Source organism: Pseudomonas sp. BF-R-26 (assembly GCF_019947395.1).
Classification (GTDB): domain Bacteria; phylum Pseudomonadota; class Gammaproteobacteria; order Pseudomonadales; family Pseudomonadaceae; genus Aquipseudomonas; species Aquipseudomonas farris.
Window position 1 is genome coordinate 13,752 of record NZ_JAGYGK010000020.1, and the last position, 22,879, is coordinate 36,630.

The 22,879-nt window shown below is 59.1% G+C and carries 17 protein-coding genes; 15 read left to right on the plus strand and 2 right to left on the minus strand.

Annotation, left to right across the window (positions count from 1 at the left end; translation table 11 throughout):
* Window positions 1-36 precede the first annotated feature (36 nt).
* The 13 genes from KGB18_RS25815 to KGB18_RS25875 all read left to right on the plus strand — a co-directional run bounded on the left by KGB18_RS25815 (window position 37) and on the right by KGB18_RS25875 (window position 18,431).
* Window positions 37-213 carry a hypothetical protein gene (locus KGB18_RS25815; RefSeq protein WP_003176118.1) on the plus strand — a complete coding sequence of 59 codons (177 nt, stop codon included), beginning with the start codon at window positions 37-39 and terminating at the stop codon, window positions 211-213.
* Window positions 197-3,151 (plus strand): sensor histidine kinase, encoded by a 2,955-nt coding sequence (locus KGB18_RS25820; protein WP_187326443.1) that lies wholly within the window; start codon window positions 197-199, stop codon window positions 3,149-3,151. Before KGB18_RS25815 ends, KGB18_RS25820 begins: the two co-directional genes overlap by 17 nt.
* 22 nt (window positions 3,152-3,173) lie before the next feature.
* Complete coding sequence (locus KGB18_RS25825; protein WP_201062741.1) at window positions 3,174-4,610, plus strand: sigma-54-dependent transcriptional regulator; 1,437 nt, start codon at window positions 3,174-3,176, stop codon at window positions 4,608-4,610.
* Window positions 4,611-5,320: 710 nt separating this feature from the next.
* A complete protein-coding gene (locus KGB18_RS25830) occupies window positions 5,321-6,721 on the plus strand; it encodes a polynucleotide adenylyltransferase PcnB (protein WP_008068509.1) in 1,401 nt (466 codons plus the stop codon).
* 3 nt (window positions 6,722-6,724) lie between these two features.
* A complete protein-coding gene (folK, locus tag KGB18_RS25835) occupies window positions 6,725-7,210 on the plus strand; it encodes a 2-amino-4-hydroxy-6-hydroxymethyldihydropteridine diphosphokinase (protein WP_123721434.1) in 486 nt (161 codons plus the stop codon).
* Window positions 7,211-7,563: 353 nt separating this feature from the next.
* Window positions 7,564-8,364, plus strand: coding sequence for a 3-methyl-2-oxobutanoate hydroxymethyltransferase (gene panB, locus KGB18_RS25840; RefSeq protein WP_123361272.1), 801 nt, complete (start codon window positions 7,564-7,566; stop codon window positions 8,362-8,364).
* Window positions 8,361-9,221, plus strand: a complete 861-nt coding sequence (gene panC, locus KGB18_RS25845) for a pantoate--beta-alanine ligase (protein WP_123721433.1) — start codon at window positions 8,361-8,363, stop codon at window positions 9,219-9,221. Before panB ends, panC begins: the two co-directional genes overlap by 4 nt.
* Window positions 9,222-9,416: 195 nt before the next feature.
* Window positions 9,417-9,797, plus strand: a complete 381-nt coding sequence (panD, locus tag KGB18_RS25850) for an aspartate 1-decarboxylase (protein ID WP_008153310.1) — start codon at window positions 9,417-9,419, stop codon at window positions 9,795-9,797.
* Window positions 9,798-10,026: 229 nt separating this feature from the next.
* Complete coding sequence (gene pgi / locus KGB18_RS25855; protein WP_123721432.1) at window positions 10,027-11,691, plus strand: glucose-6-phosphate isomerase; 1,665 nt, start codon at window positions 10,027-10,029, stop codon at window positions 11,689-11,691.
* 230 nt (window positions 11,692-11,921) lie between these two features.
* Window positions 11,922-13,859, plus strand: a complete 1,938-nt coding sequence (gene acs, locus KGB18_RS25860) for an acetate--CoA ligase (protein WP_223570716.1) — start codon at window positions 11,922-11,924, stop codon at window positions 13,857-13,859.
* 207 nt (window positions 13,860-14,066) lie between these two features.
* Complete coding sequence (locus tag KGB18_RS25865) at window positions 14,067-15,083, plus strand: class I SAM-dependent rRNA methyltransferase (protein WP_123721430.1); 1,017 nt, start codon at window positions 14,067-14,069, stop codon at window positions 15,081-15,083.
* A 61-nt stretch (window positions 15,084-15,144) separates the two neighbouring features.
* Entirely contained in the window at window positions 15,145-18,135 is a 2,991-nt protein-coding gene (locus KGB18_RS25870) for a DUF748 domain-containing protein (protein WP_223570717.1), read from the plus strand.
* Window positions 18,135-18,431 (plus strand): DUF2845 domain-containing protein, encoded by a 297-nt coding sequence (locus KGB18_RS25875; protein WP_223570718.1) that lies wholly within the window; start codon window positions 18,135-18,137, stop codon window positions 18,429-18,431. Before KGB18_RS25870 ends, KGB18_RS25875 begins: the two co-directional genes overlap by 1 nt.
* A 207-nt stretch (window positions 18,432-18,638) precedes the next feature.
* Here the strand turns inward: KGB18_RS25875 and KGB18_RS25880 are convergent, their stop codons facing one another.
* Together KGB18_RS25880 and KGB18_RS25885 are read right to left on the minus strand one after the other, a co-directional pair.
* Window positions 18,639-18,995 carry a BON domain-containing protein gene (locus tag KGB18_RS25880; RefSeq protein ID WP_007901973.1) on the minus strand — a complete coding sequence of 119 codons (357 nt, stop codon included), beginning with the start codon at window positions 18,993-18,995 and terminating at the stop codon, window positions 18,639-18,641.
* Window positions 18,996-19,311: 316 nt separating this feature from the next.
* On the minus strand, window positions 19,312-19,731 hold the full coding sequence (locus tag KGB18_RS25885) for a pilin (protein ID WP_052967659.1): 420 nt from the start codon (window positions 19,729-19,731) through the stop codon (window positions 19,312-19,314).
* 226 nt (window positions 19,732-19,957) lie between these two features.
* Between KGB18_RS25885 and pilB the strand changes: the two genes are divergently transcribed.
* On the plus strand, window positions 19,958-21,658 hold the full coding sequence (gene pilB / locus KGB18_RS25890) for a type IV-A pilus assembly ATPase PilB (RefSeq protein ID WP_123721426.1): 1,701 nt from the start codon (window positions 19,958-19,960) through the stop codon (window positions 21,656-21,658).
* A 2-nt stretch (window positions 21,659-21,660) separates the two neighbouring features.
* A complete protein-coding gene (locus KGB18_RS25895; protein ID WP_223570719.1) occupies window positions 21,661-22,878 on the plus strand; it encodes a type II secretion system F family protein in 1,218 nt (405 codons plus the stop codon).
* Window position 22,879: the final 1 nt, after the last annotated feature.

A 22,879-nucleotide genomic window follows, 5' to 3' on the forward strand; every position in this document is an offset into this window, starting at 1 on the left:
GTTTTCGGGCACGCGCATAAAAAAAGAGAGGCCGGGATGTACATCTATCGCTTGGTCCTGCTCCTGGTAGTGGGGATTTATCTGTTCTCCCCGGCCATCATGGATTGGTGGATCGACGCCACGGGCGCCTGGTATCGCCCTTATTTGCTCTGGCTGATTCTGATTGTCGTGACCTTCATTCTGCAGAGCCAAAAAGATGCCGATGAGCTTTAGCCTGACCCAGATGATCCTGATCAGCGCCGCGTACCTGGCGGTGCTGTTCGGCGTGGCCTGGATCAGCGAACGGGGCATGATCCCCCGGGCGATCATTCGCCACCCGCTGACGTACACCCTGTCGCTGGGCGTTTACGCCAGTGCCTGGGCGTTTTACGGCACGGTGGGCCTCGCTTATCAGTACGGCTACGGTTTTCTGTCCAGCTACCTCGGGGTTTCCGGGGCCTTTCTGCTGGCACCGGTGCTTTTGTACCCGATCCTGAAAATCACCCGCACGTATCAACTCTCGTCCCTGGCCGACTTGTTCGCGTTTCGTTTCCGCAGCACTTGGGCCGGCGCACTGACGACAATTTTCATGCTGATCGGCGTGTTGCCGTTGCTGGCGTTGCAGATTCAGGCAGTGGCCGACTCCATCAGCATCCTCACCCGCGAGCCGGTGCAGCATCGCGTGGCCTTGAGCTTCTGCGCGCTGATTACGCTGTTCACGATTTTCTTCGGCTCACGCCACATCGCTACCCGCGAGAAACATGAAGGCCTGGTGTTTGCGATTGCCTTCGAGTCTGTGATCAAACTGATCGCGATTGGCGGCGTCGGTCTGTATGCGCTGTATGGCGTGTTCGACGGCCCGCAGCAGCTGGAGCTGTGGCTGCTGCAAAACCAGACCGCCCTCGCCGCCCTGCACACGCCATTGCAGGAAGGCCCGTGGCGCACGCTGCTGCTGGTGTTCTTCGCCTCGGCGATTGTGATGCCGCACATGTACCACATGACCTTTACCGAAAACCTCAACCCGCGCTCGCTGGTCAGTGCGAGCTGGGGTCTGCCGCTGTTTCTGCTGTTGATGAGCCTCGCGGTACCGCTGATTCTCTGGGCCGGGCTGAAACTCGGCGCCACGACCAATCCGGAATATTTCACCCTGGGCATCGGCATCGCCGCCAACAACAAAGCCTTGGCACTATTGGCCTATGTCGGCGGATTGTCGGCAGCCAGCGGCCTGATCATCGTCACCACGCTGGCGCTGTCCGGGATGGCGCTGAACCATCTGGTGCTGCCGCTCTATCAGCCGCCGGCCGAAGGCAATATCTACCGTTGGCTGAAGTGGACCCGCCGGGCGCTGATCGTCGCGATCATCATGGCCGGTTACGGTTTCTACCTGATGCTGGGCGCCGAGCAAGACCTGGCCAACCTAGGCATCGTCGCCTTCGTCGCCACATTGCAGTTCCTGCCGGGGGTGTTGTCGGTACTGTACTGGCCGACCGCCAACCGTCGCGGCTTCATCGCAGGCCTACTGGCGGGGATTCTGGTGTGGCTGGTGACCATGCTGCTGCCGCTGGTCGGCAATCTGCAAGGTTTCTACATTCCGCTGCTGAACATGATTTACGTGCTGGACGACACCAGCTGGCACATGGCCGCAATCGCCTCACTGGCCGCCAACGTACTGATGTTCACGCTGATCTCGTTGTTCACCAACGCCAGCCCCGAAGAGGCCAGCGCCGCCGAAGCCTGCGCGGTGGACAACGTTCGCCGCCCGCAACGCCGCGAACTGCATGCCGCCTCGCCTCAGGAATTTGCCACGCAACTGGCCAAGCCGCTGGGCGCCAAGGCAGCGCAGAAAGAAGTCGAGCAGGCGCTGCGTGACCTCTATCTGCCGTTCGATGAACGCCGGCCATACGCCTTGCGCCGTCTGCGTGACCGTATCGAAGCCAACCTCTCCGGCCTGATGGGGCCGAGCGTGGCGCAAGACATGGTCGAAACCTTCCTGCCCTACAAGGCTGGCGGCGAAAACTACGTCACCGAAGATATCCACTTCATCGAAAGCCGCCTTGAGGACTACCACTCGCGCCTCACCGGCCTTGCCGCCGAACTCGATGCCCTGCGCCGCTACCACCGCCAGACCTTGCAGGAATTGCCGATGGGCGTGTGCTCGCTGGCCAAGGATCAGGAAATCCTCATGTGGAACAAAGCCATGGAGGAACTGACCGGGATTGCCGCGCAGCGTGTGGTCGGTTCGCGCCTGAGCACCATTGGCGATCCGTGGAGAGACCTGCTGCAAGGTTTCATCAATCTGCCGGACGAGCATTTGCACAAACAGCACCTGGCCCTCGACGGTCAGACGCGCTGGCTGAACCTGCACAAAGCGGCGATCGATGAACCGCTGGCGCCGGGTAACAGCGGCCTGGTGTTGCTGGTGGAAGATTTGACCGAAACCCAGATGCTCGAAGACAAACTGGTGCACTCCGAGCGCCTTGCCAGCATCGGTCGACTGGCGGCCGGCGTGGCCCATGAAATCGGCAACCCGATCACCGGCATTGCCTGCCTCGCGCAAAACTTGCGCGAAGAGCGTGAAGAAGACGCCGAACTCACGGAAATCAGTGGGCAGATCCTCGAGCAGACCAAACGCGTGTCACGCATTGTTCAGTCGCTGATGAGCTTCGCCCATGCCGGCAGTTATCAGCACACTGACGAGCCCGTCTGTCTGGCGGAAGTGGCCCAGGATGCCATCGGCCTGCTGGCCTTGAACCGGCGCAATTTCGAAGTACAGTTCTATAATCTGTGCGATCCCGACCACTGGGTCGAAGGCGACCCGCAGCGGCTCGCCCAGGTATTGATCAACCTGCTCTCAAACGCCCGCGACGCCTCGCCTCCGGGCAGTGCGGTACGAGTCAAAAGCGAAGCCGGCGAACACACGGTCGATCTGATCGTCGAAGACGAAGGCAGCGGTATTCCCTCGAGCATCATGGACCGATTGTTCGAACCCTTCTTCACCACCAAGGATCCTGGCGAAGGCACCGGTCTGGGCCTTGCACTGGTCTATTCCATCGTTGAAGAGCATTATGGACAAATCACCATCGACAGCCCGGCTGATGTTCAAAGCCAACGCGGCACCCGTATCCGGGTAACTTTGCCGCGTCATGTCGAAGCGACGTCCGCTGTGAACTGAGACCGTCGAGAGTATCGAATCAATGCCGCACATTTTGATCGTCGAAGACGAAACAATTATCCGCTCCGCCTTGCGCCGTCTGCTGGAACGTAACCAGTACCAGGTCAGCGAAGCCGGATCCGTGCAGGAAGCACAAGAGCGTTTCAGCATTCCCACGTTTGACCTGATCGTCAGCGACCTGCGTCTGCCGGGCGCCCCCGGTACCGAGTTGATCAAACTTGGCCAGGGCACTCCGGTGCTGATCATGACCAGTTACGCCAGCCTGCGTTCGGCCGTCGACTCCATGAAGATGGGCGCGGTGGATTACATCGCCAAGCCTTTCGATCACGACGAAATGCTCCAGGCCGTCGCGCGAATCCTGCGTGACCGGCAATCGGCGCAAGCCAGCGGTGAACCGGTCGTCGGCAAAACGACCAATGGCGCCGCGAAAAACGGTGTCGACAACAGCAACGGCGAAATCGGCATTATCGGCTCGTGTCCGCCGATGCAGGACCTGTACAGCAAGATCCGTAAAGTCGCGCCAACCGATTCCAACGTCCTGATCCAGGGTGAATCCGGTACCGGTAAAGAACTGGTAGCACGCGCCCTGCATAATCTGTCCAAACGCGCCAAGGCGCCGATGATCTCGGTGAACTGCGCGGCCATTCCGGAAAGCCTGATCGAGTCCGAGCTATTCGGCCACGAAAAAGGCGCGTTTACCGGCGCCAGTGCCGGGCGTGCCGGGTTGGTGGAAGCGGCGGACGGCGGCACCTTGTTCCTCGATGAAATCGGTGAGCTGCCACTGGAAGCTCAGGCCCGCCTGCTGCGCGTGTTGCAGGAAGGGGAAATCCGTCGGGTCGGTTCGGTCCAGTCGCAGAAGGTTGATGTACGCCTGATCGCCGCGACTCACCGGGACCTCAAGAGCCTGGCGAAGATTGGCCAGTTCCGTGAAGACTTGTATTACCGTCTTCACGTGATCGCCTTGAAGCTGCCGGCCCTTCGCGAGCGCGGCGCGGACGTCAATGAAATTGCCACTGCATTCCTCGCGCGGCAGAGCGCACGGGTCAACCGTACCGATCTGAAATTCGCCCTGGATGCCGAACAGGCGATTCGGCATTACTCTTGGCCGGGTAACGTTCGCGAACTGGAAAACGCGGTCGAGCGCGCGGTGATCCTGTGCGAAAGCCCGGAGATTTCCGCCGAGCTGCTGGGCATCGACATCGAACTGAGCGATCTGGACGACGACGACTTCATTGGCCTCGCGCCCCAACAGGGCAACGGCGCCGGTAACACCAGCCACGAACCGACCGAAGATTTGTCCCTGGAAGACTACTTCCAGCATTTCGTTCTCGAGCATCAAGATCACATGACCGAAACCGAACTGGCCCGCAAACTCGGGGTCAGCCGCAAATGCCTGTGGGAACGCCGTCAGCGCCTGGGCATTCCGCGACGCAAGACCGGGGTGGCCAGCGAGAGCTGAACCGCACCTGTCCGATGTGCGGGTAACACATGACATTGTGAAAAAACTGTTACCTCAGCTTTTTCGCGTAACAGAAGCCGGGGCTTACGGTAACGAAGCCCCGGTTTTTTTTGGCCTCGAAAAACACCATCAACCCGCCTAACCCCTTGCTTTACTGGGCTTCACAAAAGTTGGCACGCACCCTGCTATATGTTTGGTACAAGAACAATAACAAGCAATGTACAAGACAATAAAAATAAGACGAATCGACTCACGCACAATAAAAACAAGACGGCGAGAGGCGTAGCTAACTGATTCTTTTGGAGAGGCGTTGCATTTGGGGCTTGCCCCACGACCAGGCCGAGAATAATAAAAAGCTGTCTCAAGACAGTGCCTGAACTGGTTGGATCGAACGATCACAGCAACACAGCGACCAAAGCAATCCGTTTGCTCTTGGCTCCCGATTGGGAGGGTCATGAAGGAAAACTTCATGGCGAGGGCGCTCAACAAAAACAAGAAGCCCGAAACCAATAATAAAAATAGAGCATGCAACTACTTCTTGGGGAGCTTCGGCTCCCCTTGTGGTTTCTGGTGTTTGCCCTGCTATTCGACATCCCTCTTCAAGCGCTTGCGCAGCTTCCTACACCATCCCCCGACTAAATGCTAGAATCCCGGCCCATCATGCGGTCATTCTTCGTTATGGCCGAACATTCCTTCAAACAGTGCATCCCATGCTGAAGAAGTTGTTCCAGTCATTCCGTTCTCCCAAGCGTCATACGCAACACATTCGCAGTACGCCTGAAGTGCTCAACAGCGGCCAACATTCGCTGCAAAAGGCACAGTTCAGCCGTTACGCGGTGAATATCGTCGAACGCCTGCAGAACGCCGGTTACCAGGCTTACCTGGTCGGCGGCTGCGTGCGTGACATGCTGCTCGGCATCACGCCGAAAGATTTCGACGTCGCCACCAGCGCCACGCCTGAACAGGTACGCGCCGAATTCCGCAACGCGCGGATCATCGGTCGGCGTTTCAAGCTGGTGCATATCCACTTTGGCCGCGAAATCATTGAAGTCGCGACCTTCCGCGCCAATCACCCGCAAAACGACGAGGACGAAGACAGCAACCAATCGTCTCGTAACGAAAGCGGGCGCATTCTGCGCGACAACGTCTACGGCACCCTGGAAGAAGACGCGCAACGCCGCGACTTCACCATCAACGCCTTGTATTACGATCCGGTCAGCGAGCGCATTCTCGACTACGCCAACGGCGTACACGACATCCGCAATCATCTGATCCGCCTGATCGGTGATCCGAAGCAACGCTACCAGGAAGACCCGGTGCGGATGCTGCGGGCCGTGCGTTTCGCCGCCAAGCTGAATTTCGGCATCGAAAAACACAGCGCCACGCCGATCCGCGAACTGGCGCCATTGCTGCGCGAGATCCCGTCGGCTCGTCTGTTCGAAGAAGTGCTCAAGTTGTTCCTCTCCGGCTATGCCGCGGACACCTTCGAAATGCTGGTCGACCTGCAGTTGTTCGATCCGCTGTTCCCGGCCAGTGCGGCAGCGTTGGAGTACAACCCGACCTACACGCACACGCTGATCAGTGAAGCGCTGATCAACACGGACCTGCGAATCAAGCAGAACAAACCGGTTACCCCGGCGTTCCTGTTTGCCGCCCTGCTCTGGCCTGCCCTGCCGGCCCGTGTGTTGCGCCTGCAAGAACGCGGCATGCCGCCGATTCCGGCGATGCAGGAAGCCGCTCACGAGTTGATCGCCGAACAGTGCCAGCGCATCGCCATTCCGAAACGCTTCACCATGCCGATACGCGAGATCTGGGACATGCAGGAGCGTCTGCCACGGCGCAGCGGCAAACGCGCCGACCTGTTGCTGGACAACCCGCGGTTCCGCGCCGGTTACGACTTCCTGCTGCTGCGTGAAAGCGCCGGTGAGCAGACCGATGGCCTGGGCGAATGGTGGACCGACTATCAGGACGCCAACGACAGCGAACGCCGGGACATGATCCGCGACCTCAGCGGCAAGGACGACGGTACTGGCGCTCCACGCAAACGTCGCCGCAGCGGCGGTGCCAAGCGCAAGCGCGCTGCCGGCGCACCGAGCGCTACAGGCGAATAAGCCATGGAACGCATCTACATCGGCATGGGCAGCAATCTGGCTGACCCCACCGAACAGTTGCGCAGCGCTATCGCAGCGCTGGCGCAATTGCCGCAAACCAAACTGGTCGGGGTTTCCGGGTTTTATCAAAGCGACTCGCTGCTGCCCGGCCAACCGCGTTACACCAACGCGGTCGCTGCGCTCGACAGCAGCCTCGCGCCACTGGACCTGCTGGATGCGCTGCAAGCCATCGAGAATGGCCAAGGCCGCGAGCGCCTTGAACGCTGGGGCCCGCGCACGCTGGATCTGGACATCGTGCTGTTCGGCGATCGACTGATCGACGAACCTCGCCTCAAAGTCCCCCACTATCACCTGCAGGAACGGGCCTTTGTGCTCTATCCGCTGGCCGAGCTGGCACCGGCGGATCTGCGCCTGGCCGATGGCCGCACCCTCACAGCATTGCTCGCTGCCTGCCCGTTCGTCGGGTTGGAACGCCTCTCTCCGAATTGACAAAACTCCCTGTGGGAGCGGGCTTGCCCGCGATGGCGGACTATTAGTCAACATTGATGTTGAATGTAAAGTCGCTATCGCGGGCAAGCCCGCTCCCACAATGGTTTCTGTCGTATCTGCTGAATCGCATCAGTAACGCCGGTAACACCCCACACGTAACAATGCGGTAACACATGCAATTGACTTCCCGGGTTCTCCTCACGACTATAGGCGTCCCGCTGCCGCCAACGCGGCGCCAAAGGGCGCAATCCAGGCCTTACAAGCACCACGAAAGAAGGTGCGCCTGTATAAATGACGAATCACGCGCGTTACTCGCAGTAGTTTCCATAGCGCCTGTAATGAGGATTTTTTTCATGCCAGCCATCACCCTGACCACGCTCCAGAGCCTCAAGCAGAAAGGTGAAAAGATCACCATGCTGACCTGCTATGACGCGACCTTCGCCCATGCCTGCAATGAGGCCGGGGTTGAAGTGCTGCTGGTGGGCGACTCCCTCGGCATGGTCTTGCAAGGTCACGACAGCACTCTGCCGGTGACCACCGCTGAAATGGCCTACCACGTGGCAGCCGTCAAACGTGGCAACGCCGATGCCCTGATCCTCGCCGACCTGCCCTTCATGGCCTACGCCACCATTGAACAAACCATGACCAACAGCGCCCTGTTGATGCAGGCCGGTGCGCACATGGTCAAGGTTGAAGGGGCATTGTGGCTCGCGGACTCGATCCGTCTGCTGGCCGAACGTGGCATCCCGGTGTGCGCGCACATGGGGCTGACACCGCAATCGGTCAACATCCTCGGCGGCTATAAAGTCCAAGGCCGCAACGAGAACCAGGCGCGGCAAATGCGTGCCGACGCCATCTCCCTGGAACAGGCCGGCGCGGCCATGCTGCTGCTCGAATGCGTGCCTAGCGAACTCGCCGAAGAAATCACCCAGGCGGTGAAGATCCCGGTGATCGGCATCGGCGCCGGCAGCGGCACTGACGGCCAGGTACTGGTCCTGCACGACATGCTTGGCTTGTCCATTACCGGCCGCGTACCAAAATTCGTGAAGAACTTCATGACTGGCCAAACCAGCATTCAAGCCGCCTTGAGCGCTTACGTCACTGAAGTCAAAGCGGCGACTTTCCCTGGCATCGAACACGGATTCTCTGCATGAACACCGTAAAAACCGTACGCGAACTGCGGGCCGCCGTGGCCCGTGCCCGTAGCGAAGGCAAGCGCATCGGCTTCGTGCCAACCATGGGCAACCTGCACAGCGGGCATATCGCGCTGATTACCAAAGCCACCCAACGGGTGGATTTCGTGGTCGCGAGCATTTTCGTCAACCCGCTGCAGTTCGGCGCCGGCGAAGACCTCGACAAGTACCCGCGGACCCTGGCCGCCGATCAGGAGAAACTGCTCCAGGCCGGTTGCCATCTGCTGTTCGCACCAACCGTCGAAGAAATGTACCCCGACGGCATGGCCGGCCAGACCCGCGTCAGCGTTCCGCAACTGTCCGAAGGCCTGTGCGGCGCCAGCCGTCCGGGGCATTTCGAAGGCGTGGCGACCGTAGTCAGCAAGCTGTTCAACATGGTTCAGCCGGACTTGGCGATCTTCGGCCAGAAAGACTTCCAGCAACTCGCGGTGATTCGCGCCCTGGTGCATGACCTGAACATGCCGATCCAGATCATCGGTGAACCCACCGTGCGTGCCGCCGACGGTCTGGCGCTGTCGTCGCGCAATGGTTTCCTCAGCGAAGAACAGCGTGCCGTAGCGCCAGTGGTCTATCGCACCCTGACCCAAATTGCCGATGCAATCAAACAGGGTGAGCGGGATTACCCGACGTTGATCAACGAGCAGATCAAGCAGCTTGAAGCCGCGGGCCTGCGTACGGATTATCTGGAAATTCGCCATGCGCTGACCTTGCGTCCGGCAACGGCGGAAGATCGGGATCTGGTGATTCTGGTGGCGGCGTTCCTGGGCACGACGCGGTTGATCGACAACCTGCATCTGAACCTCGACGCGCCCGCATAAACACCACCAAACCCTGTGGGAGCGGGCTTGCCCGCGATAGCGATTTAGCAGTCGACATAGATGCTGACTGTTAGTACGCCATCGCGGGCAAGCCCGCTCCCACATTGGTCCTGCGTCAAATTCCACATCGTATTGCCGCCCTTCATGCCTTCGGGCAAACTGCCCGCCGTTCGATTCCGACCTGGGGAAACACTCATGCACGCCATCATGCTCAAGGCCAAGCTGCATCGCGCCGAAGTCACCCACGCTGTACTCGATTACGAAGGCTCTTGCGCCATCGACGGCGAATGGCTGGACCTGTCCGGCATCCGTGAGTACGAACAGATCCAGATCTATAACATCGACAACGGCGAACGCTTCACCACCTACGCGATTCGTGGCGAAGAAGGTTCGCGCATGATTTCGGTCAACGGTGCCGCGGCGCACAAGGCCAAGGTCGGCGACCGCGTGATCATCTGCGCTTACGCCCATTACAGCGAAGCCGAACTGCTCAACTTCAAGCCGCGCATGCTCTACATGGCACCGGGTAACGAGTTGAGCCACACCAGTAATGCCATTCCGGTTCAGGTCGCCTGATCGAGCCCCTCCCCCTGTCAGCCTTCCGTTTGTCGGCCGCTCCCTGTTTAAATGTTAAAAAAGTACCGGGAGCAGGTCAGACAAAGTCAAGACAGATTGCAGCGCGAGGTTTACTGTATTCGCCCTGCGCCATGAAATCGTGTCGACGCAGTTGACCGGACGCCCAACCGCAGCGCTCCGGGATTTTAGTGTTCAAAAGGCCGTTCAAGTAAAAAGGAAAACCGCAGCGATGGCGTATTACCGCACTCCTCACGACGTTACCGCTCTGCCCGCCTGGCAAGCGCTGAATGACCACCGCCAAGCCATGCAGGATTTCAGCATGCGCGAAGCCTTTAATGCCGATCCGCAGCGCTTTACTCAATTCACCCTTAGCAGCTGCGGCCTGTTTCTCGACTACTCGAAAAACCTGATCAACGCCGAGACCCGCAACCTGCTGGTGGGCCTGGCCAACGAAGTCGATCTCCAGGGCGCGATCAAAGCGCTGTTCGATGGCGAAATCGTCAACTCTTCCGAAGGCCGCCCCGCGCTGCACACCGCACTGCGCCGCCCGGTGGGCGACAAGCTGTCGGTCAACGGCGTCAACGTGATGCCCGATGTGCACAAGGTGCTGAACCAGATCACCGACCTCGTGGGCCGCATCCACGATGGGTTGTGGCGCGGTTACACCGAGAAGCCGATCACTGACGTGGTCAACATCGGCATCGGTGGCTCGTTCCTCGGCCCTGAGTTGGTGTCCGAAGCGCTGCTGTCCTACGCCCAGAAAGGCGTGCGCTGCCATTACCTGGCGAACATCGACGGCAGTGAATTCCACGAACTGACCATGAAGCTGCGCGCCGAGACCACGCTGTTCATCGTCTCGTCGAAATCCTTCAACACCCTCGAAACCCTGAAAAATGCCCAGGCCGCACGTGCCTGGTACCTGGCTCAAGGTGGTTCGGAAGCCGAGCTGTACCGTCACTTCATCGCCGTTTCCAGCAACAATGCTGCGGCGGTAGCGTTCGGTATTCGCGAAGAAAACATCTTCCCGATGTGGGACTGGGTTGGCGGGCGTTACTCGCTGTGGTCGGCCATCGGTTTGCCGATTGCATTGGCCATTGGCATGTCGAACTTCAAGGAGCTGCTGTCCGGTGCCTACACCATGGACCAGCACTTCCAGAGCGCGCCATTCGAACAGAACATGCCGGTGCTGCTGGCGTTGCTCGGCGTCTGGTACGGCAACTTCTGGGGCGCGCAAAGCCACGCGATCCTGCCGTACGACCACTACCTGCGCAACATCACCAAACACTTGCAACAGCTGGACATGGAATCCAACGGCAAGAGCGTGCGCCAGGACGGCACGCCAGTGTCCACCGATACCGGCCCGGTGATCTGGGGCGGCGTCGGTTGCAACGGTCAGCACGCTTACCACCAGTTGCTGCACCAAGGCACCCAGCTGATTCCGGCTGACTTTATCGTGCCAATCGTCAGCTTCAACCCGGTGTCCGACCACCACCAGTGGCTGTACGCCAACTGCCTGTCGCAAAGCCAGGCGCTGATGCTGGGCAAGACCCGCGCCGAGGCCGAAGCCGAGCTGCGTGACAAGGGCATGAGCGAGGACGAAGTGCAGAAGCTGGCGGCACACAAGGTGATCCCGGGCAACCGTCCGAGCAACACCCTGGTGGTCGAACGCATCAGCCCGCGTCGTCTTGGCGCACTGGTGGCGCTGTACGAACACAAAGTCTTCGTGCAAAGCGTGGTCTGGGGCATCAACGCTTTCGACCAGTGGGGTGTGGAGCTGGGCAAGGAACTGGGCAAAGGCGTCTACAACCGCCTGGTCGGCAGCGAAGAAAGCCCGGCCGACGATGCCTCCACCCAAGGCTTGATCAACTACTTCCGCGGTCGTCACCGCGGGTGATAGGCTGAAGGGGCGGTTGACCCGCCCCTTCAACTTGCAGCACCGACAGTTCCACGGCACCGGGTTTACTGCAAAATCGGTGGCGTGCGCTATCACTGTAGGAGCTGCCGAAGGCTGCGATCTTTTGATCTTGATTGTTAAAAACAAGATCAAAAGATCGCAGCCTTCAGCAGCTCCTACGAGGGTCGCGCAGCTCCCCTCTTGTCGCAAAACAAGAATAAGGAACCGTCATGTTCGATATCAGCACGTTCCCCAAAGCCGATGCCGTCCGCCGGGCTGCACAGTTAAGTCAAGACGACTACCAACGCCTGTACCGCCAATCCATCGAGCACCCCAGCACCTTCTGGGCCGAACAGGCCACACGCTTTCTCGACTGGAGCGCGCCGTGGCAAACCGTCCAGCGTTACGACCTGAAAACCGGTGAGGCGAACTGGTTCGCTGGCGCAACGTTAAACGTCAGTTACAACTGCATCGACCGTCATCTGGAAAAACGCGGCGATCAAATCGCGATCATCTGGGAAGGCGATGATCCCGCCGAATCCGCCCAGATCACCTACAAAAAACTCCATCACAACGTCTGCCGACTGGCCAACGTGCTCAAAAGCCGTGGCGTGAAGAAAGGCGACCGCGTGTGCATCTACATGCCGATGATCCCCGAAGCCGCCTACGCCATGCTCGCCTGCGCGCGGATCGGCGCGATTCATTCGGTGGTGTTCGGCGGCTTCTCCCCGGACTCGCTGCGTGACCGGATCCTCGACGCCGATTGCCGCACAGTGATCACTGCCGACGAAGGCGTGCGCGGCGGTAAATTCGTGCCGCTCAAACAGAACGTCGACACGGCGCTGCAAAGCTGCCCCGACGTGAGCACCGTGATCGTGATCGAACGTACCCAAGGCAAGGTTAACTGGGTCGACGATCGGGACATCTGGTACCACCAGGCTTTGCGCGATGTCAGCGACGACTGCCCGCCAGAACCGATGGACGCCGAAGACCCGCTGTTCATCCTCTACACCTCCGGCAGCACCGGTAAACCCAAAGGGGTATTGCACACCACCGGTGGCTACTTGCTGCAAGTCGCCATGACCTTCAAGTACGTGCTCGACTATCGTGACGGTGAGGTCTTCTGGTGCACCGCTGATGTTGGCTGGGTCACTGGCCACAGCTACATCGTCTACGGGCCGCTGGCCAATGGGGCGACCACGCTGATCTTCGAAGGCGTGCCGAGCTACCCCAGCACTTCGCGCTTCTGGCAAGTGATCGACAAACACCACGTGAATATCTTCTACACCGCTCCGACCGCCCTGCGCGCGTTGATGCGTGAAGGCCCCGAACCGTTGAAGGAAACGTCCCGCGAGAGCCTGCGGTTACTCGGCACCGTCGGTGAGCCGATCAACCCGGAAGCCTGGGAGTGGTATTTCAATACGGTCGGCGAGCAGCGCTGCCCGATTGTCGATACCTGGTGGCAGACCGAAACCGGCGGCATCATGCTCAGCCCGCTGGTCAGCACCCAACGGATCAAACCCGGTTGCGCCACCCAACCGATGTTCGGCGTGCAACCGGTATTGCTCGACGAACACGGCAAGGAAATCAAAGGCGCTGGCAGCGGCATACTGGCTATCAAGTCCAGCTGGCCGGCGCAGATCCGCAGCGTCTACGGCGACCCGAAACGGATGATCGAAACCTACTTCAAGCCCTACCCCGGCTATTACTTCACCGGCGATGGTGCACGCCGTGACGAGGACGGCGACTACTGGATTACCGGGCGCATCGACGACGTGATCAACGTCTCCGGGCACCGCATCGGCACGGCCGAAGTGGAAAGCGCGCTGGTGCTGCACGACAGCATCGCCGAGGCCGCCGTGGTCGGTTACCCCCACGACGTCAAAGGCCAGGGCATCTATGCCTTCGTCACGCCCATGAATGGCACCGAACCCAACGACGAACTGAAGAAACAATTGCTGGCGCATGTCAGCAAGGAAATCGGCAGCTTCGCCAAACCGGACTTGATCCAATGGGCGCCGGCCCTGCCGAAAACCCGTTCAGGCAAGATCATGCGACGAATCCTGCGCAAGATCGCCTGCAACGAACTGGACAGCCTGGGCGACACCTCGACCCTCGCCGACCCAAGCGTGGTGCAAGGGTTGATCGATCAACGCCTGAACCAATGAGCCCATGTTGTGCATTGGCGGAGTCCAAGACGTAGCACTGGCAATCGAAAGGGCTTAAAAGCATCGCGAGCAGGCTCGCTCCCACAATGGATTGGTGTCGTTCATCATTTCAGTGTGGGAGCGAGCCTGCTCGCGAAGGCAGCACCTCGGTTCGCGCCAAGCTGTTAAACTCCCGCGCCCCCAATTCCCTCCTGCAAGGCGCTCAGCATGTCTCCCTTGAATCAGGCGCTGCGCGCCGCCCTCGATCATCGTCAGGACCTGCTCGCCGAGCTGCATCAGCAAGGCACCGATTGCTATCGCCTGTTCCACGGCAGCCAGGAAGGCGCCGGTGGCCTGACCATCGACCGCTACGGCCCGCAACTGTTGGTGCAGAGCTTTCACCAGGCACTGGAGCGTGACGCCCTGCTGCAGTTGCACGAGATCGTCAATCAACAGCTGGGCCTCGACACCCTGCTGGTCTACAACGACCGCTCCCGTGGCAACTCGCGCATCGACCGCGAAGACACCGTCTACCGCGCCGACGAAGCCGCCCTGCAAGATTTGATCGGTCACGAATGGGGACTGAACTACCGGGTTCGCGGGCGTCACGCCGGCCAGGACCCGTTGCTGTTTCTCGACCTGCGCAACGCTCGCGGCTGGGTCAAGGCGCACAGCAAAAACAAAAGTGTGCTGAACCTGTTTGCCTATACCTGTGGCGTTGGCCTCAGCGCCGCGGCGGGTGGGGCGAGCGAGGTGTGTAACCTGGACTTTGCCGAAGGCAACTTGGCGGTCGGCCGCGAGAACGGTCTGCTCAACCCGCAATTGCCAACGATGGAATTCATCCAGTCCGATTATTTCCCGGCGATTCGTCAATTAGCCGGTCTGCCGATCAGCCAGCGTCGCGGCCAGAAACTGCCGAGCTACCAACGTCTGGACCCGCGTCAGTACGATTTGGTGCTGCTTGATCCTCCGGCCTGGGCCAAGAGTGCCTTCGGCACGGTCGACCTGTTGCGCGACTACCAAAGCCTGCTCAAACCGGCGCTGCTGACCACTGCGGAAAATGGCGTGCTGATCTGCTGCAACAACCTGGCGAAGGTCAGCATGGACGATTGGCGCGAACAGGTTCTGCGCTGCGCAGAGAAGGCCGGGCGACCGGTGCGTGAGTGGAGCGTGCTGACGCCGGGCAGCGATTTCCCGTCGATGGATCAACAGCCGCCGCTGAAAACACTGATCCTGCAGCTCTGAAAGTCCACGCCGATAATCAGACAAATCCTATAAAGCGTGATTGCTTCGGAACCGCAAACGCATGCCATACTCCAAGGCACTCCGATTCCGACAAATGAAGCCGCACATGCCCAAAGGATTGATTCGCGCTATCGGCGCCTTGTTGACTGCCCTGGCTCTTTATAGCCTGCTGGGGTTTCTGATTTTGCCGGGCATCGCGTTGCGGGTCGCCAACCAACAATTGGCCAACTACGCCACGACGCCCGCGACGATTTCGCGGATCGAACTCAACCCGTTCAGTCTTGAAGTCACCCTTTGGGGCCTGGTCATCGGCGAGCCGGGTAAGGAACAAGTGGGCTTCGAACGTCTATACGCCAACCTGCAGATCGACAGCCTCTGGACCAAAGCGCTGCACTTGTCCGATATCGAACTGGACAAACCCAAGACCGAAATCCTTTTCGGCAAGGACGGCAAACTCAACCTGCTCGGCCTGTTCAAAATCCCCGCCAGCGAACCGACCCCGGCCGATCCGGACGCCAAACCATTCCCGCTGCGCGTGGAGCGAATCAAACTGGCCAGCGGCTCCGTCCATTTCGAGGATGCACGGCCCAGCGAACCCATCGAATTTCTCTACGACAAACTCGATTTCGAACTGAAAAACCTCAGCACCCTGCCCGAAGACAGCGCCGACATGACGCTGGTGGCCGTTGGCCCGGCAGGTGGACAGATCGACTGGACCGGCAACTTCAGCCTGATCCCGATCGCCTCCGAAGGTAAGCTGAAAATCACCGACGGCAAGATGAAATCCTTTTGGCCCTATGTGCGCGATGTTGTGCCACTCGCACTCGAAGATGGCGTGGTCAGCCTCAGCACCGACTACAAACTCAACCTGGCCAAGGAAACCGAACTGCTGCTGAGCAACGTTGCCGTCAGCGTCGCGCCTTTCGCCATCAAGACTGCGGACGGCCGACCGTTGGCGAAGCTCGCGCGGCTGGACATCAGCGAAACCACCGTAGACCTGGCCAAACAGCAAGTGGTGGTCGGCAAGATTCGCAGTCAGAAACTGGAAACCTGGGCCGCCCTCGAAGCCGACGGGCAACTCGACTGGCAAAAACTGTTCGCCAGTCAGCCGTCCAAAGCCTCCGCCAAGGCTAATGCCGAGCCGACCAGCACACCAGCGGCTGCCGATTCGCCGAAGCCTGAACCGACCGCGCCGAGCAAGCCTTGGCAGGTGCTGCTCAAAGACGTGCAGCTACGTGATTATCAAGTGCACCTGGCCGACCGCAAGGCTCAACCGGAGGTGGCGCTGGAGTTGGGTCCGCTGAACCTGGACCTGCAAAATTTCGACAGCCTCAATGGCTCACCTTTCAACCTCAAGCTCGACACCGGCGTGGGCAAGCAAGGCAAGATCACCGCGGATGGCGTGGTCAATCTGGCCCCGATCAGCGCCAAACTGAACGTGCAGACCAAGGACATCGACCTGCGGGTCGCCCAGTCCTACATCAACCCGTTCATTCGTCTCGAACTGCGCAGCGGCATGCTGGGCAGTGATCTGGCGGTCGACCTGAAAAGCACCGAGCCGCTGGCGTTCAGCGTCACCGGCCGCGCCCAGGTCGATCAACTGCATACCCTCGACACCCTGAAAACCCGTGACTTCCTCAAGTGGCAACAGTTGGTGCTCGAAGGCCTGAATTATCAACATGGCGACAGCCTGTCGATCGACAAGGTCAACCTGTTCCAGCCTTATGCACGCTTCATGATCAACGATGATCGCACCACCAACGTCGATGACCTGTTGATCCCGCAACCGGCCGACTCCGGCGCCACAACCACCGCTGCGGCCAAGCCGGCAGCCGGAAAAGAAAAACCGCTGGGCATCCACATTGGCGGCATTGCCATCAATGACGGCTCGGCAAACTTCGCCGACTTCAGCCTGACCCCGAACTTCGCCACGGCCGTTCAACAGCTCAACGGCAAGATCGGCACCATCGACAGCCGACAGGCAAAACCGGCCAGCGTTGACGTCAAAGGCAAGGTCGACCGCTATGCACCAGTGACCATCAAGGGTTCGGTCAACCCGTTCGACCCAATGGCCAGCCTGGACATCGCCACCAGTTTCAAACGGGTGGAGCTGACCACGCTGACACCCTACTCCGGCAAATTCGCCGGTTACCGTATCCGCAAGGGCCGGCTCAATCTCGACCTGCATTACAAGATCACCAACGGCCAGCTCCTGGCCGAAAACAAAGTGGTGGTCGAGCAGTTGCAACTGGGTGAAAAGGTCGACAGTCCAGACGCCGTGAGCCTGCCGCTGAAACTGGCGATTGCCTTGCTCAAGGATGTCGACGGCAAGATTTCCATCGAGCTGCCGGTGAGCGGCGACCTGAACAACCCACAGTTCAGTGTCATGCCCATTATCTGGCAGACCCTGCGCAACCTGATCGTGAAAGCGGCCGCAGCGCCATTCAAAATGATTGGCGGTCTGGTCAGCGGCGGTGGTTCGGAAGACTTGGGCACCGTGGCATTTGCACCGGGTTCAAGCGACCTGAGCAAAGACGCTGAAGCGGCGCTGGTCAAATTGTCCCAGGCGCTCAAGGAACGTCCGGCCCTGCGCCTGGAAATCGAAGGCACCGCCGCCAAGACCAGCGATGGCCCGCTGATTGCCGAGCAACGCCTGGAGCGGGAATACCAGTACAACTACTACAAAATGCTCCAGCGCCGTGGTGACAAGGTGCCGGCCCAAGCCTCATTGCTGGAAGTGCCGGACAGCGAGAAAGGCCCGCTGCTCGAAGGGATCTACCGCACACGCCTCAAGACTCAGCCGCCCGCCGAATGGAAGGACTTGGGCAAGGAAGAGCGCAGCAAAAAAATGCGTGAAAGTGTGATCACGTTCTGGAGTTCCAGCGAGGTGCTGTTACGTCAACTGGGTCAAGAGCGGGCCAGCAGCATCAAGGATTATCTGGTGGATAAGGGTCAGTTGGCCGATGACCGCGTGTACTTCATCGACGCCAGCCTCGGTGAGGCAGAAAGCGATGGCCGCGTTATCACCCCTATGCATCTGGATGCCGAGTGATGGGCGCTCGCTGGCTTCTGAGCCTGGCCCTGGGGTTGGCTGTCGGCCAAGCTGCGGCGGCCGATACCTTGCGATGCGGCAGTCAATTGATCAGCGTCGGGGACAGGTCCGGCGAAGTGCTGCAGAAATGCGGAGAGCCCGTTGCCCGCGACGTGTTGGGCTATAAGCGCAGCGCCAATCGACGGGAAGAGTTTCAGGTCGAGGAATGGACCTACGGGCCCAACAGCGGGATGTACCAGTACCTGCGCTTTGAAGGCAACCGGTTGGTTCGAATCACCAGCAAGCGCGGGAATTGAAGAAGATCAAAAGATCGCCCTGTAGGAGCTGCCGAAGGCTGCGATCTTTTGATCTTTTCCCCCCAAAATAGAACAGGCCCCGACACGAATGCCGGGGCCTGTAATGGCCACATCCTTGTGGCCTTCGCATGAACTCTCAAGTAGCGGCAGACGTATGACTCGGCCCGCCTACCGCACCTTCTCCCAGTCCAGGCGAGAAGCCTTGTCTTACTCGGATTTAAGGCCGTCAGCGGACACCGCTTTGACACCTTTGATTTTCTTGGCGATAGCCACGGCGGTTGTTTTCTGAGCGTCTGTCAGAACAGTCATGGAAGACAGGGAAACAACGCCTTTGTTGGTTTCGACTTTAATGTCGGTGCCTGGGATACCTTTTTCGGTGACCAGGTCTGCTTTGACTTTGGTGGTGATCCAGGTATCGGAAACATCCTCTTTCGCTTCAGTGACTTCACCGGCGGCCAGCATCATAGGTGCCTGAGTCGCTTGGGTAGTCTGTGCAAATGCAGCGTTGGCCATGGTCAGGGTCAGCGCGGTAGCAGTAGCGGCAGCGATAGCGAACTTCTTCATACGAGTAACTCCTGTATTTCTGGAAAGTCTGCTGCGTGTCTTGTCAGCAGGGTTACAGGAGATAGTGCGAACGTTGTGCCAACCACCACATAAAAAATAAAACCTTTTAAATCAATATGTTAGACACAATGGCGATTTTCGAAATCATGCAAATTGCATGACTGCGAAATTATCTACATGCAACATGCGGGTTTTAGCGCAGGCCTAAGGCCATGAATTGTCGGGGGTTTTCTTGATTATTGAATCGGTCCCCAAATGACGAGCAAAAAAATGCCCCGTGTCGTTAAACGCGGGGCATTGGCAGGATGACAATGGTTCAGGCGTCAGCAGCACCGGTACAACCTTTAGGTGTGTATTGCTGTTCAGCCGTGGTAACGCAAGTCCAGCCACCGGTAAGGGTGCGTGTAAGCGTAATGGTTTTGCTGAGCACCGGCCCTGGAGCATTGAGAATAACGCAGCCAATAGTACCCGCACCGTCAGCGGCGGTACCCGATGCCGTAATCGTGCAATTACCGGTGGTCGCCGTACCGCCGATCAGTGCGAGGGTGGGGTTAGTGCCCTGGTTGATAATGTCTTCGAAAGGCACCTTCAATGCCGAAATCTCTGCAAGAGCAGCGGTGACCTTCGCCCGCGCCTGGTACTTCGAATACTGCGGCAACGCAAACGTCGCCAGAATCCCGATGATCGCCACCACGATCAGCAGCTCGATCAGAGTAAAACCTTTTTGATTTTTCATAGACAGGCTCCATGCATGAGTCGAAATCTCATGATCTGAACAAGGCACAGCACAGGTCATGCCAAGCCGCGCACGCCCCTGCCTGCTCGGCGCGAGATCGCGGCAAAGACCTTTCCTACTCCAAGGATCCGCACTATCTGACACTTTTTGTCACCTCACCCCGACTGGTTTGGTTCCACTGCTTGACTAGGCTATAAGTCATTAACTGTCTGCGTCCGGTATCCCAATGAATGACATTGCCCTTAGCGGTCTGGCCAAGCAATTGGTACTGGCCGAGCTGATCACTGACCAAAGTGCGCAACAGGCGTATCAGCAAGCCCAACGCAATCGAATTTCGCTGGTCAGCTATCTGGTGCAAAACAAACTGCTGAAAAGCTGGCAGGTCGCCGAGGTGGCCTCGGAGCATTTCGGCATGGCCCTGCTGGACCTCAATTGCCTGGACAATGACACCCAACCCCGAGGGCTGGTCAGCGAGAAGCTGATCCGTCAGCACCACGCCCTGCCCCTCTGGCGGCGTGGTAACAAGCTGTTCGTGGGGATTTCCGACCCGACCAATCATCAAGCCATCAACGACATCCAGTTCAGCACCGGGCTGAGCACCGAAGCCATTCTGGTGGAGGAAGACAAGCTCAGCGATGCCATCGAAAAATTCTTCGACAACCACTCGACCGGTCTGGAAGACATGGCCGATGTCGACCTCGACGGGCTGGACATAGAGTCGGTCGATGACCAGCACCAGGATTCCATCCCGGGGCAAGATACCGATGACGCGCCCGTGGTGCGCTTCGTCCACAAGATGTTGCTCGACGCGATCAAGAGCGGCTCTTCCGACCTGCATTTCGAACCCTATGAAAAAATCTACCGCGTGCGGATGCGCACCGACGGCATGCTGCGGGAGGTCGCCAGGCCGCCGACACAACTGGCCAACCGCATTGCTTCGCGGCTGAAGGTCATGGCCAGTCTCGACATCTCCGAGCGGCGCAAACCCCAGGACGGGCGAATCAAAATGCGCCTGTCCAAAAGCAAGTCCATCGACTTCCGGGTCAACACGCTGCCAACCCTGTGGGGCGAGAAAGTGGTGATCCGGATCCTCGATCCGTCCAGTGCCCAAATGGGCATCGATGCTCTCGGCTACGAACCCGACCAGAAAGACTTGTACATGGCCGCTCTCAAGCAGCCACAGGGAATGATCCTGGTGACCGGCCCCACCGGCTCGGGCAAGACCGTGTCGCTGTATACCGGGCTGAACATCCTCAACACCGTCGACATCAATATTTCCACCGCCGAAGACCCGGTAGAAATCAACATCGAAGGCATCAACCAGGTCAACGTCAATCCGAGGCAAGGACTGGACTTTGCCCAAGCGCTGCGCTCGTTTCTGCGTCAGGACCCGGACGTGATCATGGTCGGCGAAATCCGCGACCTCGAAACCGCCGAAATCGCCATCAAGGCCGCCCAGACCGGGCACATGGTGCTTTCCACACTGCACACCAACAGCGCCGCGCAAACCCTGACCCGCTTGCACAACATGGGGATTCAGGGGTTCAACATCGCGACCTCGGTCAGCCTGATCATCGCCCAGCGCCTGGCGCGTAAACTGTGCAGTCATTGCAAAAAGCCCATCGAGATTCCCCGCGAGGCGTTACTCAAAGAAGGCTTTCCCGAGGAACGCATCGGCTCGTTCACGATCTATGAACCGGTCGGTTGCGATCAGTGCAACAACGGTTACAAAGGGCGAGTAGGGATTTATGAAGTGGTCAAGAACACCCCAGACCTGCAACGGCTGATCATGGCCGAAGGCAATTCACTGGAAATCGACATCCAGATGCGTAAGGACGGCTTCAACGATCTGCGTACTTCGGGCCTGCTCAAGGCCATGCAAGGCATCACCAGCCTTGAAGAAATCAATCGGGTCACGAAGGACTGAACATGGCGGTCAAAGCAGCGAAAATCAGCATATATGCCTGGGAAGGCACAGACAAAAAAGGCACAAAAATGACCGGCGAATTGACCGGTCAGAATCCCGCGCTGATCAAGGCCCAGTTACGCAAGCAAGGCATCAACCCGGGCAAGGTGCGGAAAAAAACCGCGTCCATTTTCAGTGCCGGCAAACGCATCAAGGCCTTGGACATTGCCCTGTTTACCCGGCAGATGGCGACCATGATGAAAGCCGGCGTGCCGCTGCTGCAATCGTTCGACATTATCGGTGAGGGCTTCGATAACCCGAAGATGCGCAAGCTGGTGGACGAGGTGAAACAGGAGGTCGCGGCTGGTAACAGCTTCGCCGCAGCCCTGCGCAAAAAGCCCCAGTATTTCGATGAGCTGTACTGCAACCTGGTGGATGCCGGCGAGCAGGCCGGGGCTCTGGATACCCTGCTGGAACGGGTGGCGACCTACAAGGAAAAGAGCGAAAGCCTCAAGGCCAAGATCAAGAAAGCCATGACTTACCCGCTGGCGGTGGTGTTCGTCGCGATCATTGTGACCGGGATTCTGCTGGTCAAGGTTGTGCCACAGTTCGAGTCGGTGTTCTCGGGGTTTGGCGCCGAACTGCCGGCGTTCACCGTGATGGTCATCGGCTTGTCGGAGTTCCTGCAGGCCTGGTGGTGGATGGTGCTCGGCATATTGGGTGCGCTGATCTTCGGCGTCCGCCATGCCTTTAAAAAGTCCCCGGGCTTTCGGGACCGGATGGACACCTGGCTGCTGAAACTGCCGTTGGTTGGCGCGCTCATGTACAAGTCCGCCGTGGCCCGTTACGCCCGCACCTTGTCGACGACGTTTGCCGCCGGGGTGCCACTGGTCGAAGCCCTGGAGTCGGTCGCGGGCGCGACCGGCAACATCGTGTTCAAGCGCGCGGTGTTGCGCATCAAGCAGGATGTTTCAACCGGCATGCAGCTGAATTTTGCCATGCGCACCTCCGGCATCTTTCCGAACATGGCGATCCAGATGACGGCCATCGGCGAAGAGTCCGGCGCACTGGACGATATGCTCGACAAGGTCGCGAGCTTCTATGAAGACGAGGTGGATAACATGGTCGATAACCTGACCAGTCTGATGGAGCCTTTCATCATGGTGGTGCTGGGGGTTATCGTCGGCGGCCTGGTGGTTGCGATGTACCTGCCCATCTTCCAACTCGGCTCAGCGATCTGAT

What these genes read in the sequence shown, in the direction of transcription:
- KGB18_RS25815 (WP_003176118.1), top strand. Translation starts at nt 37, where the DNA reads ATGTACATCTATCGCTTGGTCCTGCTCCTGGTAGTGGGGATTTATCTG.
- KGB18_RS25820 (WP_187326443.1), top strand. Translation starts at nt 197, where the DNA reads ATGCCGATGAGCTTTAGCCTGACCCAGATGATCCTGATCAGCGCCGCG.
- KGB18_RS25825 (WP_201062741.1), top strand. Translation starts at nt 3,174, where the DNA reads ATGCCGCACATTTTGATCGTCGAAGACGAAACAATTATCCGCTCCGCC.
- KGB18_RS25830 (WP_008068509.1), top strand. Translation starts at nt 5,321, where the DNA reads ATGCTGAAGAAGTTGTTCCAGTCATTCCGTTCTCCCAAGCGTCATACG.
- folK (WP_123721434.1), top strand. Translation starts at nt 6,725, where the DNA reads ATGGAACGCATCTACATCGGCATGGGCAGCAATCTGGCTGACCCCACC.
- panB (WP_123361272.1), top strand. Translation starts at nt 7,564, where the DNA reads ATGCCAGCCATCACCCTGACCACGCTCCAGAGCCTCAAGCAGAAAGGT.
- panC (WP_123721433.1), top strand. Translation starts at nt 8,361, where the DNA reads ATGAACACCGTAAAAACCGTACGCGAACTGCGGGCCGCCGTGGCCCGT.
- panD (WP_008153310.1), top strand. Translation starts at nt 9,417, where the DNA reads ATGCACGCCATCATGCTCAAGGCCAAGCTGCATCGCGCCGAAGTCACC.
- pgi (WP_123721432.1), top strand. Translation starts at nt 10,027, where the DNA reads ATGGCGTATTACCGCACTCCTCACGACGTTACCGCTCTGCCCGCCTGG.
- acs (WP_223570716.1), top strand. Translation starts at nt 11,922, where the DNA reads ATGTTCGATATCAGCACGTTCCCCAAAGCCGATGCCGTCCGCCGGGCT.
- KGB18_RS25865 (WP_123721430.1), top strand. Translation starts at nt 14,067, where the DNA reads ATGTCTCCCTTGAATCAGGCGCTGCGCGCCGCCCTCGATCATCGTCAG.
- KGB18_RS25870 (WP_223570717.1), top strand. Translation starts at nt 15,145, where the DNA reads ATGCCATACTCCAAGGCACTCCGATTCCGACAAATGAAGCCGCACATG.
- KGB18_RS25875 (WP_223570718.1), top strand. Translation starts at nt 18,135, where the DNA reads ATGGGCGCTCGCTGGCTTCTGAGCCTGGCCCTGGGGTTGGCTGTCGGC.
- KGB18_RS25880 (WP_007901973.1), bottom strand. Translation starts at nt 18,995, where the DNA reads ATGAAGAAGTTCGCTATCGCTGCCGCTACTGCTACCGCGCTGACCCTG.
- KGB18_RS25885 (WP_052967659.1), bottom strand. Translation starts at nt 19,731, where the DNA reads ATGAAAAATCAAAAAGGTTTTACTCTGATCGAGCTGCTGATCGTGGTG.
- pilB (WP_123721426.1), top strand. Translation starts at nt 19,958, where the DNA reads ATGAATGACATTGCCCTTAGCGGTCTGGCCAAGCAATTGGTACTGGCC.
- KGB18_RS25895 (WP_223570719.1), top strand. Translation starts at nt 21,661, where the DNA reads ATGGCGGTCAAAGCAGCGAAAATCAGCATATATGCCTGGGAAGGCACA.